Annotated in this window: 15 protein-coding genes and 1 tRNA gene; 13 read left to right on the forward strand and 3 right to left on the reverse strand. The window is 64.5% G+C overall.

The window, feature by feature from the left end; genetic code table 11:
* Window positions 1–101 precede the first annotated feature (101 nt).
* From ACVWZA_RS19170 to ACVWZA_RS19200, 7 genes are all read left to right on the forward strand, one after another.
* Window positions 102–1,013 carry an oxygenase MpaB family protein gene (locus ACVWZA_RS19170; protein WP_457312969.1) on the forward strand — a complete coding sequence of 304 codons (912 nt, stop codon included), beginning with the start codon at window positions 102–104 and terminating at the stop codon, window positions 1,011–1,013.
* Between the two features lie 219 nt (window positions 1,014–1,232).
* On the forward strand, window positions 1,233–1,451 hold the full coding sequence (gene infA / locus ACVWZA_RS19175; protein WP_010162480.1) for a translation initiation factor IF-1: 219 nt from the start codon (window positions 1,233–1,235) through the stop codon (window positions 1,449–1,451).
* Window positions 1,452–1,464: 13 nt separating this feature from the next.
* Entirely contained in the window at window positions 1,465–2,088 is a 624-nt protein-coding gene (locus ACVWZA_RS19180; protein ID WP_457312971.1) for a Maf family protein, read from the forward strand.
* On the forward strand, window positions 2,081–3,031 hold the full coding sequence (locus tag ACVWZA_RS19185; protein WP_457312972.1) for a ribonuclease: 951 nt from the start codon (window positions 2,081–2,083) through the stop codon (window positions 3,029–3,031). The genes ACVWZA_RS19180 and ACVWZA_RS19185 overlap by 8 nt, the downstream gene beginning before the upstream one ends.
* A 2-nt stretch (window positions 3,032–3,033) precedes the next feature.
* The gene (locus tag ACVWZA_RS19190; protein WP_457312973.1) at window positions 3,034–3,243 is read left to right on the forward strand and encodes a DNA gyrase inhibitor YacG; all 210 of its coding nucleotides are present in this window, start codon (window positions 3,034–3,036) and stop codon (window positions 3,241–3,243) included.
* Window positions 3,244–3,275: 32 nt separating this feature from the next.
* Window positions 3,276–3,351 (forward strand) — tRNA-Phe (locus ACVWZA_RS19195).
* 132 nt (window positions 3,352–3,483) lie between these two features.
* The gene (locus tag ACVWZA_RS19200) at window positions 3,484–5,991 is read left to right on the forward strand and encodes a serine/threonine-protein kinase (RefSeq protein WP_457312974.1); all 2,508 of its coding nucleotides are present in this window, start codon (window positions 3,484–3,486) and stop codon (window positions 5,989–5,991) included.
* Between the two features lie 43 nt (window positions 5,992–6,034).
* On the opposite strand, the gene ACVWZA_RS19205 is transcribed toward ACVWZA_RS19200, so the two are convergent.
* Window positions 6,035–6,640 (reverse strand): glutathione S-transferase family protein, encoded by a 606-nt coding sequence (locus tag ACVWZA_RS19205; protein WP_457312975.1) that lies wholly within the window; start codon window positions 6,638–6,640, stop codon window positions 6,035–6,037.
* Between the two features lie 105 nt (window positions 6,641–6,745).
* Between ACVWZA_RS19205 and ACVWZA_RS19210 the strand changes: the two genes are divergently transcribed.
* Both ACVWZA_RS19210 and ACVWZA_RS19215 read left to right on the forward strand, forming a co-directional pair.
* Window positions 6,746–7,477 (forward strand): helix-turn-helix transcriptional regulator, encoded by a 732-nt coding sequence (locus tag ACVWZA_RS19210; protein ID WP_457312976.1) that lies wholly within the window; start codon window positions 6,746–6,748, stop codon window positions 7,475–7,477.
* 57 nt (window positions 7,478–7,534) lie between these two features.
* On the forward strand, window positions 7,535–8,923 hold the full coding sequence (locus tag ACVWZA_RS19215; protein WP_457312977.1) for a M20/M25/M40 family metallo-hydrolase: 1,389 nt from the start codon (window positions 7,535–7,537) through the stop codon (window positions 8,921–8,923).
* Window positions 8,924–9,008: 85 nt separating this feature from the next.
* Here ACVWZA_RS19215 and ACVWZA_RS19220 read toward each other — a convergent pair whose 3' ends face one another.
* A complete protein-coding gene (locus ACVWZA_RS19220) occupies window positions 9,009–9,602 on the reverse strand; it encodes a TetR family transcriptional regulator C-terminal domain-containing protein (RefSeq protein WP_457312978.1) in 594 nt (197 codons plus the stop codon).
* A gap of 188 nt (window positions 9,603–9,790) precedes the next feature.
* Here ACVWZA_RS19220 and ACVWZA_RS19225 point away from each other — a divergent pair, with 188 nt between their 5' ends.
* Window positions 9,791–10,993, forward strand: a complete 1,203-nt coding sequence (locus ACVWZA_RS19225; RefSeq protein ID WP_457312979.1) for an aromatic ring-hydroxylating oxygenase subunit alpha — start codon at window positions 9,791–9,793, stop codon at window positions 10,991–10,993.
* Between the two features lie 68 nt (window positions 10,994–11,061).
* Complete coding sequence (locus ACVWZA_RS19230; protein ID WP_457312981.1) at window positions 11,062–12,669, forward strand: phytoene desaturase family protein; 1,608 nt, start codon at window positions 11,062–11,064, stop codon at window positions 12,667–12,669.
* A gap of 103 nt (window positions 12,670–12,772) precedes the next feature.
* Here the strand turns inward: ACVWZA_RS19230 and ACVWZA_RS19235 are convergent, their stop codons facing one another.
* On the reverse strand, window positions 12,773–14,068 hold the full coding sequence (locus ACVWZA_RS19235; RefSeq protein WP_457312982.1) for an amino acid permease: 1,296 nt from the start codon (window positions 14,066–14,068) through the stop codon (window positions 12,773–12,775).
* A 209-nt stretch (window positions 14,069–14,277) separates the two neighbouring features.
* Between ACVWZA_RS19235 and ACVWZA_RS19240 the strand changes: the two genes are divergently transcribed.
* Both ACVWZA_RS19240 and ACVWZA_RS19245 read left to right on the forward strand, forming a co-directional pair.
* Window positions 14,278–15,873 carry a tetratricopeptide repeat-containing sulfotransferase family protein gene (locus tag ACVWZA_RS19240; protein WP_457312983.1) on the forward strand — a complete coding sequence of 532 codons (1,596 nt, stop codon included), beginning with the start codon at window positions 14,278–14,280 and terminating at the stop codon, window positions 15,871–15,873.
* Window positions 15,874–16,003: 130 nt separating this feature from the next.
* Window positions 16,004–18,544, forward strand: a complete 2,541-nt coding sequence (locus tag ACVWZA_RS19245; RefSeq protein WP_457312984.1) for a TonB-dependent receptor — start codon at window positions 16,004–16,006, stop codon at window positions 18,542–18,544.
* The last annotated feature ends 20 nt before the right edge of the window (window positions 18,545–18,564 follow it).

Below are 18,564 nucleotides of genomic sequence, written 5' to 3' on the forward strand. Positions count from 1 at the left end.
CGAAACGCGCGCGCACCTCGCGCATGCAGTTTGACAATCCAGATAGTCGCTCCACCACGCTTCGCGCGGTCCCCCTCCCCGTTCCGGGGAGGATTGAGGTTGTGGCTGATCGGCCCCACATGGTGGGCATGAACCCGGTCCGCGCCATCGTCGAACGCCAGATAGACAGCCTTGTCGGGCCCTCGCCCAATGACTCGCAGTTCGACCTGTCGACCGGGGACGACGGGTTGTTCGGGCCGGGATCGGTCGCATGGGATGTGCATGGCGATTTTGCGACGATGATGGTCGGCGGGGTCGCGGCGCTGTTGCTACAGATGCTCCATCCCGGCGCGCTCGCCGGTGTGTGGGATCATTCGGACTTCCGCCGCGACATGCGCGGGCGGTTGCGGCGCACCGCGCGCTTCGTCGGCGGCACCACCTATGCCTCGACCGAGCAGGCCGAGGCGATGATCGACCGGGTGCGGCGCATCCATGATCGTGTCGCCGGCACCCTGCCCGACGGCACGCCCTATTCGGCGACCGACCCGGTCCTGCTCACCTGGGTGCATGTCGCGGAGTCGGCGAGTTTCCTTGCCGCTTATCGCCGCTATCGCGACCCGATAATGACGGTGGCGCGGCAGGACCGTTATTTCGCCGAGGTGGCGGTGGTCGCGCGGCGGCTCGGCGCAACCGACATTCCCGAGACCAGCGCAGCGGTCGACGCTTATCTCGAAGCGATGCGACCACAGTTGCGCGCCGACGAGCGGACGCGGACCATCGCCCGCGCGCTGTTCAATCCGCCGGCCGACACGCTGGCGATGAAGCCGATGCAATCGCTGACCATGGCGGCGGGGATCGACCTGTTGCCGCCCTGGGCGGTGGCAATGCACGGGCTGACCCAGTCGCGACCGCATCGCCATCTGGTGCGTGCCGGCGCGGCGAGCATCGGCATGGCGCTGCGCTGGGCGCTGAGCGATCGGACGGCGCGCAAGAATGCGCTGCTGCGGGCGCGGTCGTCGACCTCGCAGGGATAGGCCGGGATTTACCTACCGAACCGTCACCCCGGGTACGGGGCCAGCGCTTATCCCGCTCAGCCGGGGAAGAGTTTCGTCCTAGGTCTAACGGTATAGTACCGAACTGGATCAGGGTCGGAATCGCCGCTGGAGCGCAAAGACAGCACCACGCTTCCCTTCGCGCGTGTCTTCGGTTAAAGGCCCGCGTTCACGAATTCCCCAAAATCACCAGAGGTTTGTTTGGCCAAGGAAGAACTGCTCGAAATGCGCGGACAGGTGGTGGAGCTTTTGCCCAACGCCATGTTCCGTGTGAAGCTTGAGAACGACCATGAAATTCTTGGTCACACCGCCGGCAAGATGCGCAAGAACCGCATCCGTGTGCTGGTCGGCGACGAAGTGCTCGTCGAACTCACGCCCTATGATCTGACCAAGGGCCGCATAACCTATCGCTTCAAGTAACGAGGTCGAGGGCGTGGCCCCAGAGCTCGAACTTGTGCCCAATATCGCGCCTCGCCTCGTGCTGGCCCCCCGTCTCGTACTGGCATCGACCAGTCCGCGCCGGCTGGAACTGCTCGCCCGGATCGGTATCGCGCCCGATCGCATCGCCGCGCCCGACATCGACGAGGATCCGGTCAAAGGCGAAGAGCCGCGCGTCTATGTCGAGCGCATCGCCGCGGCCAAGGCCCGTGCGGTCGAACGCGCGCCGGGCGAGGTGATCCTGGCCGGCGACACGACCATCGCGGTCGGGCGACGCATCCTCGGCAAACCCGAAGACGAGGCCGATCTGCGCCGCATGCTCAGGCTGTTGTCCGGCCGGCGTCATCATTGCCTTTCGGCGGTGTGCGTGATCGATATCGCGGGCAAGGCGCGCACCCGACTGTCCGACACGATCGTTGCGTTCAAGCCGCTCTCGGCCGCCGACATCGACGCCTATATCGCAAGCGGCGAAGGCATGGGCAAGGCGGGCGGCTATGCGATTCAGGGTCGCGCCGAAACCTGGGTGCGTTTCCTGTCGGGCAGCCATTCCGGGGTCGTCGGCCTGCCCTTGTTCGAAACGCGTGCATTGCTGACCACCACCGGCATTCCGCTTGGCTGAGTGGCTGTATGAGGCCGGGATCGGCGAATCCCGCGCCATTCTGATCGATGGCGACCGGATCGTCAGGGCGCGGATCGAACCGGACAGGATCGGTCCGCTGGTTGGTACAGTATCCGGCGCGCGACTGACCGAGATCATCGTCAAAGGTCACGAAGGCCGGGTGATGCTCGACAGCGGCGAAGAGGCGATGTGCGTCCACTTACCTCCCGGCATTACGCAAGGCGCCAAGCTGACCGTGACCGTGGTGCGCGAGGCGATTCCCGAGGCTGGCCGCGCCAAGCTCGCGCGCTGCATCCCGAGCGATGCGGCACCGGCGCCCGGCCCCGACCTGCTCGCACGGATCAGCGCGAGCGGCCATCCGGTCCGCCAGTGCCGGGCGCATGAGCCTGATCATTTCGAGGCGGCGGGCTGGTCCGAAGTGCTGGAGGAAGCAACCAGCGGCGAGATCGTCTTTGCGGGCGGCGCGCTACGCTTGTCGCCGACACCGGCGATGACGCTGTTCGACGTCGATGGATCCGGCCCGCTCGAACCGCTCGCGATCGCCGCTGCGGCCGCGATCGGCGCGGCGATCGTGCGCCACGCTATCACTGGATCGATCGGGATCGATTTCCCAACCCTGTCGGGCAAGGAGGCGCGCCAGGAGGTCGCCGCCGCGATCGATGCCGCTTTGCCCTTGCCGTTCGAGCGCACTGCGATGAACGGCTTTGGTTTTCTGCAGATCGTACGCCCGCGCCACCGCGCATCGTTGCCCGAACGGCTGCACATCGACCCGGCCGGCGCCGAAGCGCGCGCTTTGCTGCGTATGATCGAACGTATTCCCCCGCCGGCCCCGCGACACCATATCGTATCACGCCGCGTCGCCGATCTGATCGCGATGCGAAGCGACTGGCGCGAAGAGCTCGCCCGCCGTACCGGTGTCGCGCCGATATTCGAGACGAGATAAAGATGGCCAAGAAAATCGCCTGCCCGATCTGCGGCAAGCCGCCGAGCGAAACGCACAAGCCGTTCTGCAGCCAGGGATGCCGCGACCGCGACCTGCTGCAATGGCTTGGTGAAGGCTATCGCATCCCCGCCGGTCCGGCCGATCCGGAAGCGGAAAATGACGCCCAGACTCGGGTGCAGACCGGACTGGACACCGCCGATAACGACGACTAAGAGGCCGCCTCCTGTCGGATATATCCGGCAGCGCCCGAGTAGCTCAGTTGGTAGAGCACACGATTGAAAATCGTGGTGTCGGTGGTTCGAACCCGCCCTCGGGCACCATTTTCCCTGGTGCGTGGATTCGGCGCAATTCGGTTTGCAGCGTCGCGCGGTTCGACAAGCTCGCCACGAACGCGTTAGAGTATCTGATCTGACGCTCGCTGTTCCAGTTTTCGATTTTCAGATCGAGTGACCATGCCGGTTGAACGCACCTTGCCCGTCCACGCGTCGGACGATGTCGGCAGCACCGCCGCTATCGGACTGCGCGGATTTTCGCGCGCGGAATGGAAACGGATCTGCGATGTGTTCGACCGGCTGGCGGAACTGCCCGGCGCGACGCGCGAGACGCAGCTTGTCAAACTGGCGCTGAGCCCGACAACCGTCGTCCAGGTCAGGGCGATGCTGGCGGCAAACGACAAGGCCGGGATGCTCGATGCGCCGCTGGCGGGGGAACGGAGCGATTCGCCGGACTATGCCTCGCTCGCCTCTGGATCGATCATCGGCGGTTTCAGGGTCGATCGGCTGATCGGGCGCGGCGGGATCGGCGAAGTCTATCTTGCGCACCGGGAGGATGCCGGATTTGAACAGCGTGTGGCACTGAAGCTGTTGCGGCCCGAATCCGCGGGCCGATTCGAGCTGTTCAATGCCGAACGCCGGTTGCTCGCGCGGCTCGAACATCCCGGCATTGCACGGTTCATCGACGGCGGCATCGCACCCGATGGCCGCCCATTCATGGCGATGGAATATGTCGAGGGGCAAGAGATCGGCGCGTGGTGCGCGGAACAGCAGCCGACGCTGGCGACACGGCTCAAACTGTTCCTCGAGATGTGTGACGCGGTGCGTTACGCGCATGCGCAACTGGTGATCCACCGCGATATCAAGCCGGGCAACATCCTGGTCGACCAGAGCGGCCGGGCGCGGCTGCTCGACTTCGGCATCGCCCGGCTGATCGATGTCGGCGGGCTCGACCTGACCGCGACGCATGCCTTTGCGACGCCGTGTTACGCCGCGCCGGAACAGCTCGATGGCGGGCGGCTGACCGTCGCGACCGACATCTATGCGCTGGGGGCGGTACTGTTCGAGCTGCTTGCCGGGCGCGCGGCCTGGGCGTTCGGCGAGGGCGCGTTGTGGCCGACCATGATGCGCCGCTGGGTCAGCGAAGAACCACCGTCGCCAAGCGGCGTCGCACAGGACGCCGCCGTGCCGAGCGGGCAAATCGCCGGCGATCTCGACGCGATCGTTGCCAAGGCGATGCGCCGCCTGCCCGCCGATCGCTATATGAGCGTCGAGGCGCTGGCCGAGGATGTGCATCGCCATCTGACGCTGCAGCCCGTTCTGGCGCGGTCGGGATCGCGCGGATATCGGGTGCGGCGTTTCTTGCGGCGCAATCGCTGGACCGCTATCGCCACCGCTGCGATCGCCCTGGCCCTGCTCGGCGGGATTGCCGGGACCACCTGGCAGGCGCGCAGGGCGGCGGAGGAGCGCAACGTCGCGCGCGCCGATGCCGAACGGCTGGAGTCGATCAATCAGGCGATGATGCTGGTGTTCCGCGATGCGGCCGACCCGGCGCGGCTGGAAAAGATGACCGCGCGCGAATTGATCGACGGATCGGCGACCCGTCTCGCCATGTCGTTGCCGCCCGAATCACCGGAATCGGCCGCAGTGGTCGGGGCGCTCGCCGACCTGCACATGATCGTCGAGAACAGCGCCGGCGCCAAGACGTTGCTGCAAGGGGCGATGACGCGGGGTATCGGCGTCAACGATGCGCCGGGCGCGGCGCGGCTGAAGCTCAAGCTGGCGACGATCCTGGTCGGCGAACGGCACTTTGCCGAAGCGCGCCGGCTGATCGGCGAGGCCAACCGGATGTGGCGCACCGACCCGACCCGGTTCCGCCGCGAGCGCGTCGAATCGGTCGGCGCACAGGCCTATATGCTGCGGCTCGAGGGCAAGCGCGACGAAGGCATCGCGTTGCTGATGGACAATATGCCCGAGGCCGAGCTGGCCTATGCCGGATATAGCCGCGACCTGACGACGCGCTATGCAAATCTCGTCACGCATCTGAGCGAGGCCAACCGGATCGCCGAGGCAGAGACGGTCGTACGCCGGGGACAAGCGGTGCTGGCGCGTCGGGGCGAGCAGCATTCGCAGGCCGCACTGACCTTGCGCCGGCTTGAAGCGGCATTGGTCGGTCGGCGCGATCCGGCTGCCGCCGCGACGATCCTTGGTCAGGTGGTGATGGAGCGGCGCTTGCGTTTCGGGCCATCGACCGGCCTTGCGGTCGACCTGTTCCATTATGCCCGTATGTTGAACCAGACCGATCGGCCCGCCGCCGCCTTGTCGGCGCTCAACGATGCAGCGCCGATGGCGGTCGAGTATCTCGGACCGGATGCGCCACCGACGCTGCTGATCGAGCTGGCGCGGGTCGATGCGTTGGGGGAGGCGGGTCGGATCACCGACGCGGACCGGGAGTTCCAGCGCCTTGCGGCGGGACTGCAGGGCGAAAAGCCGCTGAGTCTGATCAACGGCGTCCGGATGCTGACACAGGCTCGACTGGTGCTGAAACAGGGCGATGCGGCAGCCGCCGATGTCGCGCTGCGCGCCGCGGCCACGATCTTCCGCGCGATCGGGCCGGCGGCAGAGCCGTACGCGCCGGTCGTCCGGGCCGCGCGCCGGGAGATCGCGAGCGCACCGGTGAAAAGATGAGCTTGCCGGCCGCCGGGCAACACCCGGCGGTCGGTATCGCGGATCAGGCGGCTTGGCGGTCCGTTGCCGGCGCATCCTTCGCGCGCGCGGCGAGATTTGCCGGGCGTTCCGTCAGTCGTGCGAGATAGGCATCGAGCGCCGCGCTGGGCGGCATCACCGAACGAGCCCAGCCGAGCGTACCGCCGACCATCACATCGACCGCGGTGAAGCGATCGCCCATCATATACGGGCCGGCCGCCAGCGCCGCGTCGATCCGGGCGACGGCCGCGTCGAAGCCCGCCTTTGCGCGCGGATCGTCGCCCGCGCCGGTCATCTGTGCAAAGATCATCGGCTCCAGTTCGCCCGCGCACCAGGCGAGCCATGTCAGATAGGCACCGCGCAGCGGATCGCCGACCAGAGCGCCAAGCCCGGCTTCGGGAAACCGATCGGTGAGATGGAGCGCGACTGCCAGGCTTTCGGTGATCAGCATACCGTCATCGACCAGCGCCGGGACCTTGCCATCGGGATGGACATTGGCGGGATCGCGCCGACCGCTGCCGTCGCCATAGACGATGCCGACATGGCGGAGGTCATAACTCGTGCCGAGCTCTTCGAGCAGCCAGACGATACGCCCCGAACGCGACTGCGGTGCATGATACAGTGTCGGCATGATGTGATCCTTTCGAGCCGTCGGCACCAGCGCCGGCGATGACCATTGACTAGTGACACCCTGCTGCCACCATGCTGTCAGCAGTGTGTCGGTAGAGACGAAAGAATGAGACGCGCAGACCGACTGTTCCAGATCATCCAGGCGCTTCGGCGCCATCGCCGCCCGCTGACCGCCGACGCGATGGCGACCGAGCTGGAAACGTCGAAACGCACCATCTATCGCGATATCGCGACGCTGATGGCGCAGCGCGTGCCGATCCGCGGCGAAGCGGGGATCGGTTATGTGCTGGAGGGCGGATTCGACATGCCGCCGCTGATGCTGACATCGGACGAGGTCGAAGCCGCGGTGCTCGGCGCGCAATGGGTGCGGTCGCGCGGCGACCCGGCGTTGGCCCGCGCGGCCGATGACTTGATCGCCAAGCTCGCCGCGACCGTACCCGAGGGCTTGCGCGCGCTGGTGCTCGAACCTGTGGTGATCACGCCGCCCGCGTGGAATCAATCGGTCGAGACGATCGATGTCGGACAGCTGCGCCTGTGGTGCCAGCGCGGCCGCAAGCTGACGATCGATTATGCAGATGAGAGCGGGCGGGCAAGCGAGCGGACGGTGTGGCCGTTCCTGGTCGGTTATCGCGATGCGGTGCGCGTGGCTATCGCGTGGTGCGAACTACGCCAGGATTTCCGAATGTTCCGGCTCGACCGCATCCGCACGGCGACCTTTCTCGACGAGCGCTACAAGGATCGTCCGGCGGCACTGCGCTCGCGATGGTTGACGCATGTGAAAGCGCGGCACGAGGAAGAACGGGCAAACTGCTCATCGGAAATGCCTCGCCCCCGTTGACGCGCCTGTTCCACGCCGTAGCATCGCGCGCTCAACAGCAGAAAAAGGGTCATGCGCATGCGTCAATTCGGTTCGATGGTGGCGGCGTTTGCGCTGATGACGGGCACAGCGCACGCCAAGGGCACCGACAATATGCAAGCCGAGGCGCAAGCGCTGGACATCACCAAACGCGCGATCGCGTTCCGCACCGTGCAGGGCCCGGGCAACCAGACCCCCGAATATGCCGAATACCTGAAAGCGCTGCTGGTCGCGGGCGGGTTCGCCGCTGGCGATGTGACGGTAACCCGGGTCGACGATACCGCGATGCTCGTCGCTTATTATCGGGGCACCGATAGCGCAGCCAAGCCGATCGTCATTTCCGGCCATATGGATGTGGTCGAGGCCAGGCCGGCCGACTGGCAACGCGACCCGTTCACGCCGGTCATCGAGAATGGTTATCTGTTCGGACGCGGCGCGACCGATATGAAGCTCGATGGGGCGGAGGTGATCGCGACGCTGTTGCAGCTCAAGCGCGATGGCTTCAAGCCGCGGCGCGACATTGTCGTGGCCTATTCGGGCGACGAAGAAACGGTGATGAAGACGACCCAGGCGCTGGCGGCGAAATTCCCCAATGCCGAACTGGTGCTCAATGCCGACGGCGGCGGCGGCTCGCTGGCCGAGGACGGCCATCCGCAATTCTTCACGCTACAAGGCGCGGAAAAGACCTATGCCGATTTCCAGCTCGAATTCACCAATCCCGGCGGTCATTCGAGCGCGCCGCGCAAGCTCAATGCGATCTATCAACTGTCCGCCGCGCTGGGCCGGATCGGCGCCTATCAATTCCCGCCCCAGGCGAACGAATTGACCAAAGCGTTCTTCACCGAAGCGGCCAAGCAGCAGACCGGCGAGACTGCGACGGCGATGCGCGCCTTCGCCGCCGACCAGACCGACAAGGCTGCGATCGCCACGCTGACCGCCAATCCGGCCTATATCGGCCAGATCGGCACGACCTGCGTTGCCACGATGCTCAGCGGCGGTCATGCCATCAACGCGCTGCCGCAGCGCGCGACCGCACTGATCAACTGCCGCATTTTCCCCGGCGTGAAAGTCGAGGATGTGCAGGCAAAGCTGGTCGAGGTCGCCGCCGACCCGGCGATGACAATCAAATATATCGATACTGGCACCATCGCCAACGACGCCTCGCCGATGCGGCCTGATGTGATGAAGGCGGTGAGGAAGGCGCTCGACCTGGGGTATAGGGGCGTGCCGATCATCCCGGGAATGTCGGCCGGCGCGAGCGATTCGATGTGGTTCCGCAGCCGCGGCGTGCCGAGTTATGGCGTCAGCCCGACCTTCATCAAGGAATCGGATTCATTCAGTCACGGGCTAAACGAACGAACGCCGCTGGCCAATATCAAGCCGTCCATGGCCTATTGGCGGTCGTTGATCACGGATTTGTCGAAGTAGGATTGAGCGTCCGCGCCCAGTTGATTTGAGACACCCTCTCCCCATTCGTGGCTAACGGGGAGAGGGCAGCGTGCGATTTTCGGATTTAGCCCAGCATCGCGGCGATCTGCCGCCCGGCGATTCCGCGCGCCTCGTCGGCGGTGAAGGTTGTTGGCGACAAACACAGCTCGAGCCATAACCCGTCGACCAGCGCGGTGATCGCAATCGCGGTGAGGCGCAGGTCGGTTTCGGCGACGCCGCAGTCCTTGAGCAAAGCCTCCAGGTCGCGGCGATAGGCGGCGTAGATATCGTCATGCAGCGCGGCAATCCCCGGCCGCGCCTTTACCAGGCTCCAGAATGCCAGCCAGGTTGCGAGCAGGCCAGGGTCGGCGATCGGTGGATGGAAACTCGCGGTGACATAGGCGTCGAGCCGCGCGCGCGAGTCCGCTCCGGCGGCGGCAACGCCGGCGTCTAGTGCGGCCGTAACGCGATCGCCGACATGGGCATAGGTCGCGGCGATCAGCGCGTCGACGCCGTCGAAATAATGGCTGACCAGGCCGGCAGAAACCCCGGCCTCGACCGCGATGGCCCTGACCGACGCGCCGGCCGCGCCATGCGAGGCGAGAACACGGGCGGTCGCCTCGATCAGGCTGAGGCGGCGCACATCTGGTTCAGCGCGGATGAAGCCCGGTTGGGTCATTGGCGTCCCCTTACAGACCAAACGTCACCCCGGACTTGTTCCGGGGCCCACTCGTCCTTCTCATGTCATCGCTCTTTGTTGCACGTTGGATGCCGGAACAAGTCCGGCATGACGGAAAGAGAAAAGCTTGCCCAAGGTTAATCCTTGTTATACGATCGTTCAACAAGAATTAGCCTTGGGAGGCGGGGATGGCGCATCGTTTTGCCGACATGGATATGCCCGATCCCGATGCGGACTGGAGTCTGCCCGGCTGGCTCTATACTGATTCGGAATATTTCGACGTCGAAGTCGCGCGCGTGATTCGTCCGTCGTGGCAGATCGTCTGCCATGTCGGCGACATCGCCAAACCCGGCGATTACCACACGCTCGACTATATCGGCGAAAGCGTCATGGCGGTGCGCGGCGATGACGGGCAAATCCGCGCCTTCGCCAATGTCTGCCGCCACCGTGCGATGCGCCTCGTCGAAGGACCGCAAGGCTGCACGAAGAAGCTGGTCTGTCCCTATCATGCCTGGACCTATGAGCTTGACGGGCGCTTGAGCGGCGTGCCGATGCGCGGCGATTATCCCGCGCTCGACATGGCCGGGAACGGGCTTGCCCCGATTGGGGTCGAGATCTGGCGCGGCTTCGTGTTCGTGCGGCTGGAGGATGACGGCGGACCGTCGGTTGCCGAGATGATGGCGCCTTATGACGATCAGGTCGCACCCTATCGGCTTGAAGAGATGGCAACGCTCAGCCCGGTACGGGCGCGCGAGCGGGCGGTGAACTGGAAAAATGTCGGCGATAATTATTCCGATAATCTCCACATCCCGGTCGCGCATGACGGGCTGACCCGGCTATTCGGCAAATCCTATGCGATCGAGGCCGCCCCTTACGCCGACAAGATGTCGGGCCGGCTGGTCGATCGTCCTTCGGCCAATCCGTGGGAACGCTTTTATCAGGCACATTTGCCGCACGTCGATCATCTGCCCGACGAGAATCAGCGGCTATGGCTCTATTTCAAGCTGTGGCCGAACATGGCGTTCGACCTGTACGCCGACCAGATCGATTTCATGCAATGGCTGCCGCTGACGCCGACCACGACGCTGCTGCGCGAGATGTCTTTCGCGCTGCCCGACGCCTATACTCCTGAAGACAAGCGCCGCGAGATGAAGCTGGTGCGCTATGCCAATTGGCGGATCAACCGCACGGTCAATGCCGAGGACACCTGGCTGATCGAACGCGTGCAGCGGGGCATGGCCTCGCAGACCTATACCGCCGGGCCGATCGGTGCGAGCGAAGTGTGCCTGCGCAGCTTTGCCAAAAAGATCCGGCGGATCATCCCGGAAGCACGCCAGCACCGCGCGCCCGCGCCGGGATGGAGCCGGCGGCCGAGAATGGTGACGGAATAACAATCACCGCCACCTTCGCGAAAGCGGGAATCCCGTTTTCGCGAAGGTGACGGGAATGGGGAAGCATAATGACCAAATCCTACGACGCAGTGATCATTGGCGGCGGGCATAATGGCCTGGTCTGCGCTTTCTACCTCGCCAAAGCGGGCCTCAAGGTGCGCGTGCTCGAACGCCGCGACGTGATCGGCGGGGCGTGCGTCACCGAGGAATTCCACCCCGGTTTCCGCAACTCGACCGCCAGCTACACGGTCAGCCTGCTCCGCCCCAAGGTGATCAAGGACATGCGGCTGCACGAACGCGGCTGGAAGATCATCGAACGGACGATCTCCAATTTCTTCCCGCATGATGGCGGCTATCTGAAGCTTGGCGGCGGTACCGCGCGGACCCAGGCCGAGTTCGCACGCTTCTCGCCCAAGGATGCCGAGACCTTCCCCAAATATGAAGAAGCGCTGGAACGCGTCGCCGAAGTGCTGCGCGACATGGCGCTGAAGACGCCGCCCAATGCCGGCGGCGGCATCCGCGCGCTGATCGCGGCGGCGGCACAGGGCAAGAAGCTCGCCGGCATGGACATCGAGGCGCAGCGCGACGTGATGGACCTGTTCGTCAAATCGGCGCGCAGCTTTCTCGATAGCTGGTACGAGAACGACTATGTGAAGGCGGCGTTCGGCTTCGACGCGGTGGTCGGCAATTACGCCAGCGTCGATACGCCGGGATCGGCCTATGTCCTGCTTCATCACGTATTCGGCGAAGTGAACGGCAAGAAAGGCGCGTGGGGCCATAGCGTCGGGGGCATGGGCGCGATCACGCGCTACATGGCCGAAGCGTGCGTCGAGATGGGTGTCGAGATCAGCCTCGAGACGCCCGTCGCCAAGGTGCTGGTCGACGGTAACCGCGTGACCGGCGTAAAGCTGGAAAGCGGCGAAGAAATCGCGGCCAAGGTCGTCGCCGCCAATGTCGGCCCGGCCCTGCTCTATCGCCAGCTGGTCGACCGCGCCGACATGACGCCCGAATTCGCGCGGCGGATGGACAATTTCAAGGCGGGGTCGGGCACGTTCCGGATGAACGTGGCGCTGTCCGAACTGCCTGACTTCTCGGTACTGCCGGGCAAGCAGGTCGCCGAGCATCACACTTGCGGCATCATCATCTCCCCTACGCTCGATTATATGGACAAGGCGTTCACAGATGCGAAGGCCACGGGCTGGTCGGACGAGCCGATCGTCGAGATGAAGATCCCGACCTCGGTCGACGACAGCCTCGCGCCCCCGGGACAGCATATCGCCAGCCTGTTTTGCCAGCAATTCGCACCCGAGCTTCCGGACGGTCGTTCATGGGATGATGAGCGCGAGGCGGCGGCCGATTTGATCGTCGACACCGTCACCAAGCATGCGCCGAACTTCAAAGGATCGATCATCGCACGGCAGATCCATTCGCCGCTCGACCTGGAGCGCAAGTTCGGGCTGATCGGCGGCGACATCATGCATGGCCATATGTCGCTCGATCAGCTCTGGGCGGCGCGGCCGGTGCTGGGCCACGGCGATTATCGCGCGCCGATCACGGGGCTTTATATGTGCGGCGCGGGCACGCATCCGGGCGGCGGCGTGACCGGCGCGCCGGGGCATAATGCGGCGCACGAAATCCTGCGCGACAAGAGCGTATTGGGCTGGTTGTTCCGTTAGGGCGGGGTAACCCGCCCGCCCAATCTCCGTTCGCCCCGAGCCTGTCGAAGGGCAGCGCACCACCGTCTCGTCTGCGGTTTGGGTACGCAGAGCTTCGACAGGCTCAGCCCGAAAGGATTTGGGACTGGCGCGTGTGGCGGACCCAGAGATAGACCGGCAAGCCCGCGACCAGCAGCGCAAGCCCCCACAGGTTCGCCTCCAGCCCGAGGCCATAGACCATCCACACCACAAAGGCCGCCGCGATCGCCGCTGCGACCTTGAGCGGGAGGTCGTCGGGCAGCAAGCGGATCGCCGCGAGCGCACTGGCGAAATAGGCAAGCATGCCGGCAGCAAGCGAAACCGAGGCAATGAAGGTGAACAGGTCACCCATGCCGCGCGTATAGTTGGACAAGGCGACCACGGTGACGAGCACGCCCGAGACAAGGTGCGCGCGTACCGGCGTGCCGCGCGCACCCTCCTTGCCGAACCAGGCGGGAAACACCCCGCCCTGCGCCATCGCACGGGGTACCTCGCCCTGGAGCAGGATGAAACCGTTGAGCGCGCCGAACGCGCTGATCGCGGCGAACAACGCGACGACATCGGCGGTCCGTGGTCCGAATTCGCGGCCGAGGAATTCGGCGATCGGTGCGGGCGATGCGGCGGTGATCGCGGCGGGCATCAGAAAGGCGGTCGCCGCCGAGACGAGCAGATAGACCAGACCGGTCAGCGCCGTACCGATCAGCGTCACGCGCGGCACGACATAAGCGGGATTATCGATCTTGTCGGCGGGCACGGTCGCCGCCTCGACGCCGAGAAAGCCCCAAAATGTGATCGCCGCCGCCCCCGCGATCGCACCAGCACTCAGCGGCACTTGCGGATTGGCCGCGACCGCCCCCGCGCCATCGCGCAGCAACAGCCAGGCGGCGAGCGCGATGACGCCGACCAGCGGCACCAGTTTCAACGCCATGGTCACGAACTGAACCTGGCCGGCGAGTGCGACGCCGCGGATATTGACCGCGATCAGGCCCCAGATGATCGCCAGCGCAACCAGCGCCGGCGCTTGCCCCAGCACTGGAAAGATCAGGCTGAGCGCACTGACCATCGCGACCGCGACCGCAGCATTGCCCGCCCAGATCAGCACCCAATAACTCCACGCCACGGCGAAACCCGCCGCCGGCCCGAACGCCGCCTGGGTAAAGGCATAAGGGCCGCCGGCGATCGGCAGCTTCGCACCAAGCCGGGCGAACACGAAAGCGAGGCACAGCGCGCCGCCGATCGTGACCATCCAGCCGATCATGCCGTTCCAGCCGAGCGGCGCGAGCGTCGCAGGGAGCAGATAGACGCCGGAGCCGATCATGTTGCCCATGACCAGCGCAAGGCAGGTCCAGAAACCCAATGCGCGGCGTGATATCGTGGTCATGTGCCGTTTTCCCCCTGCCGACTTCAGTCTAGGCATTATAAGCGCCGCCACGCCAGCCTCTCCGTTCGCCCTGAGCCTGTCGAAGGGCGGCTTCCCCGCGGAATGTCCGGATTTGGCGCGGGCGGGGCTTCGACAACCCCGGATCAAGTCCCGGGCCGAACGGTAGGAGATGATTTCACGCGCAGCATTCTCACGCTAAGGGCGGTTCAATGACCTTTGCCGCCGTTCCCACACCCCGCTGGCCCCAACGCCTGATCGATGCGGCGCTCGCGCTGCACGACAACCGCTTGTCCGAAGCCGAACCGCTGCTCAAGGCGCATCTCAAGGCCGACCCGTTCGACGTGCAGGCGATCCGCATGCTCGCCGAGCTGGCGGGGCGGATCGGGCGTTACAAGGATTCCGAAAACCTGCTGCGGCGCGCGATCGAGCTGTCGCCGGACTTTACCGCGGCGCGCGCCAACCTCGCCATCGTACTGTATCGCCAGAACCGGGCGGACGAGGCGATCGCCGAGCTCGATCTGGTGTTGGAAGAGGAACCGGACAATCCCGGTCATGCCAATCTCAAGGCGGCGGCACTCGGCCGGATCGGCGGGTTCGACGAAGCGATCGCATTGTACGAAGAGGTGCTGAAAAAAGCATCTCGCCAGCCCAAGGTGTGGATGTCGTACGGTCATATGCTGAAGACGGTCGGACGCCAGGCCGATGGCGTTGCCGCCTATCGCCGGTCGATCGAACTCAGCCCCGAACTGGGCGAAGCTTGGTGGAGTCTCGCCAATCTGAAGACGGTCAAGTTCGACGATCATGATATCGCGGCGATGCAGGCGCAACTGGTGCGGGGCGATATTTCCGACGAGGACCGCTTCCACCTCGATTTCGCGCTGGGCAAGGCGTTCGAGGATCGCAAACAAGCAGCGGACGCCTTCGGCCATTACGAGGCTGGCAATATGCTGCGCCGGACGAAGATCGTCTATGATGCCGACGAGACCAGGGCCTTTGTCGATCGCAGCATCCGGCTTTCTACGCCCGACTTCTTCTCCGCGCGCGCCGGTGCCGGTTACGATGCGCCCGACCCGATCTTCATCCTCGGCATGCCGCGCGCTGGATCGACCCTGGTCGAACAGATCCTGTCGAGCCATTCGCTGGTCGAGGGCACATCGGAACTTCCCGACATCCCCGTGCTCGCGCGGCGCTGGACCGACTATCCGGACCGGCTCGCCGAGGTGCCGCTCGATCGGCTGCGCGAACTCGGCGAGGAATATCTGCAGCGCACGCGGATTCAGCGCCGCACCGACCGGCCGTTCTTCATCGACAAGCTGCCCAACAATTGGGCGCATCTGCCGCTGATCCACCTGATCCTGCCCAATGCGAAAATCATCGACGCGCGGCGCCATCCGCTGGGCTGCTGTTTTTCAAACTACAAACAGCATTTCGCGCGCGGCCAGACGTTCAGCTATTCGCTCGACGATATGGGCCGCTATTACCGCGATTATGTGCGGATGATGGCGCATGTCGATGCGGTGCTGCCGGGACGCGTGCACCGCGTGATCTATGAAAAGATGGTCGACGACACGGAGAGCGAGGTTCGCGCCCTACTCGCCGCGTGCGGACTCGATTTCGAGCCGACGTGTCTCGATTTCCACAAGACCGACCGAGCGGTGCGTACCGCGAGCTCCGAACAGGTCCGCCAGCCGATCTTCCGCGAAGGCACCGAAGCGTGGAAGCCGTTCGAGCCCTGGCTCGACCCGTTGAAGCTGGCGCTCGGCGATGTATTTGACAGCTATCCCGACGCACCACGCTTCACCTGACGCGCGGAATCGAGGCGTGGCAAAACTGTCACGTTGCGGTCATGAAATGAATAGGTCCATATCGGAGCGTTGACGGTTGCTGCGGTTGCGAACAATCTGCCACAATAGAGTGTCGCTTCGGGGGATCGTCATGCAAGTTAACAAACGCCACGCCACACTGGCCACCATGTTGGCGTCCGCCGCCTTCATCGCATCGCCAGCCTTCGCGCAGGATCAGGCGTCCGCCGCTACGCCCGCTGCGGCGGTCGAGAATGATTCGGATGACATCATCGTCACCGCGCAGAAGCGCGAGGAGAATCTGCAGGACGTGCCGATCAGCATCCAGGCGCTCGGCACGCGCAAGCTCGACCAGCTCAACATCAGCAATTTCGAGGAATATTCGAAGCTGCTGCCATCGGTATCGTTTCAGAGCCTGCAGCCAGGCGTGACGACGGTCTATATGCGTGGCGTCGCATCGGGCGGCGACGGCAACCATTCGGGCTCGCTCCCCTCGGTCGGCGTCTATCTCGATGAACAGCCAGTGACGACGATCGGCGGCACGCTCGACGTCCATGTCTATGACATCGCGCGGATCGAGAGCCTCGCCGGGCCGCAGGGCACGCTGTACGGCGCCTCGTCGCAGGCGGGCACGATCCGCATCATCACCAACAAGCCCGACACGAGCGGCTTTTCCGGCGCGATCGACGGGGAAGTGAACACGGTCGACAAGGGCGGTGTCGGCGGCAAGCTCGAAGGCTTTGTCAATATTCCGCTGTCCGACAGCGCGGCGCTGCGCGTGGTCGGCTTCTATGAGCGTGACGCCGGTTATATCGACAATGTCGCGGGTACGCGGGTATTCGACGTTTCGACCCCCTTGGTCCCCCTGGCGCCGGGTTACACCGGCACGATTAACAACGCCGCATTCGTCAAGAAGGACTTCAACCAGAACGAAGTCTATGGCGGTCGCGCCGCGCTGAAGATCGATCTCGACGATAACTGGACGGTAACGCCAACCGTCATCTACCAGGAGCAGAAGACTAAGGGCACGTTCGCTTCGGACCCACGCGTCGGCGACCTCAAGGTGCAGCGCTTCTTCCCCGACAGTCGCCGGGAACGGTTCATCCAAGCGGCTTTGACGATCGAGGGGAAGGTCGGCAATTGGGACGTCACCTATGCGGGCGCCTATCTCGATCGCACTGCGCATTCGGCCACCGATTATACGGATTATGCCGAAGCCTATGACGACCTTTATAGCTCGGTCGGCGGTCTCGCCGGCTATTTCTATTATCGAAACAATGCGGGCCTGACGATCGACCCGCGCCAGTTCGTCGTGGCTTCCGACCATTTTAAAAAGATGAGCCAGGAATTCCGCGTCGCATCCCCGCAGGATGAGCGTTTCCGCATTGTCGCCGGCCTGTTTTATCAGCGTCAGAGCAACGAAATCCACCAGGATTATCAGATCGCCAACCTTGCCTCGACGTTGTCGGTCAACGGCTTGCCCGGCACGTTGTGGCTGACCCAGCAGCACCGCGTCGACAAGGATTACGCGATGTTCGGCGAGGCGAGCTATGACATCCTGCCCAACCTGACTTTGACCGCCGGTGGGCGTGGTTTCATCTATGACAACTCGCTGATCGGATTCTTTGGTTTCGGCCGCGATCCCGCCTTTATCCAAGGCGCACCGGGCAACCCGCCGCCAAACGGCGCCGGCAGTTCAAAGACTGGCGTTGCCGGCTGTATAACCACTGAGGGTCTCAGACTCCGCGATGCGCAGCTTGCCGGAGCAGGAACGACGCTGCTGCCGCCCGCCGTGGCGGGCGGCCCGTGCACCAATCTGGGCGTGTTCAATACACGAACAGGTGGAGTCGATCCGGTCGACGCCTCTGGTCAGGGATTTACCCATCGCCTGAATCTGACCTGGAAACCGACTGAGGACATCCTGCTCTACGGTACGTGGTCGCGTGGTTTCCGTCCCGGCGGGATCAATCGCCGCGCCGACGTCCAGCCTTACGCCGCCGATTACCTGACCAATTACGAACTCGGCGCGAAGACGACACTATTCGGCGGACTGCTGCGTCTCAATGGTGCGATCTATCAGCAAAAATGGAATAGGTTCCAGTTCTCCTTCCTCGGGGACAACAGCTTCACCGAAATCCATAATGGCCCGAACGCGCGCATTCGCGGCATCGAGATGGATGCGAACCTGTCAACCGGCGGACTGACCCTGACGGCAGCGGGCTCCTATACTGATGCCAAGACGACGCAGTTGTTGTGCACATTTGATGATCCCACCTATCAATGCGGCGGCGATCCCGCCAATGTAGCAGCGCGGGTCGGCACGCGCCTGCCGATCACACCACGCTTCAAGGTCAACGGGACAGCGCGCTACACGGTGCCGCTTGGCGACGCGAAGGCATATGTCCAGGGACTGGTCGCGCACCAGAGTTCCGCTTCGGCCGACATTCGCGAGGCCGCGGCGACATCGTTCGGACGGATCAAGGCATCGACAACGGCCAATTTCGCGGTCGGCGCCGATTTCGGCAAATTCAGCCTCGAAATCTTCGCGCAGAATGCCTTCAACGAGCGTGCCGAGCTGACCCGCACCCAAGCCTGCGGCAATTGCGGTCGGCGCACCACGGTCGTTTACAGCACGCCGCGCACGATCGGTGTGCGGGCCGGTGCGAAGTTCTGAAGTCGGCGCCCCGGCTCGGG

Source organism: Sphingomonas sp. UYAg733, from assembly GCF_054057355.1.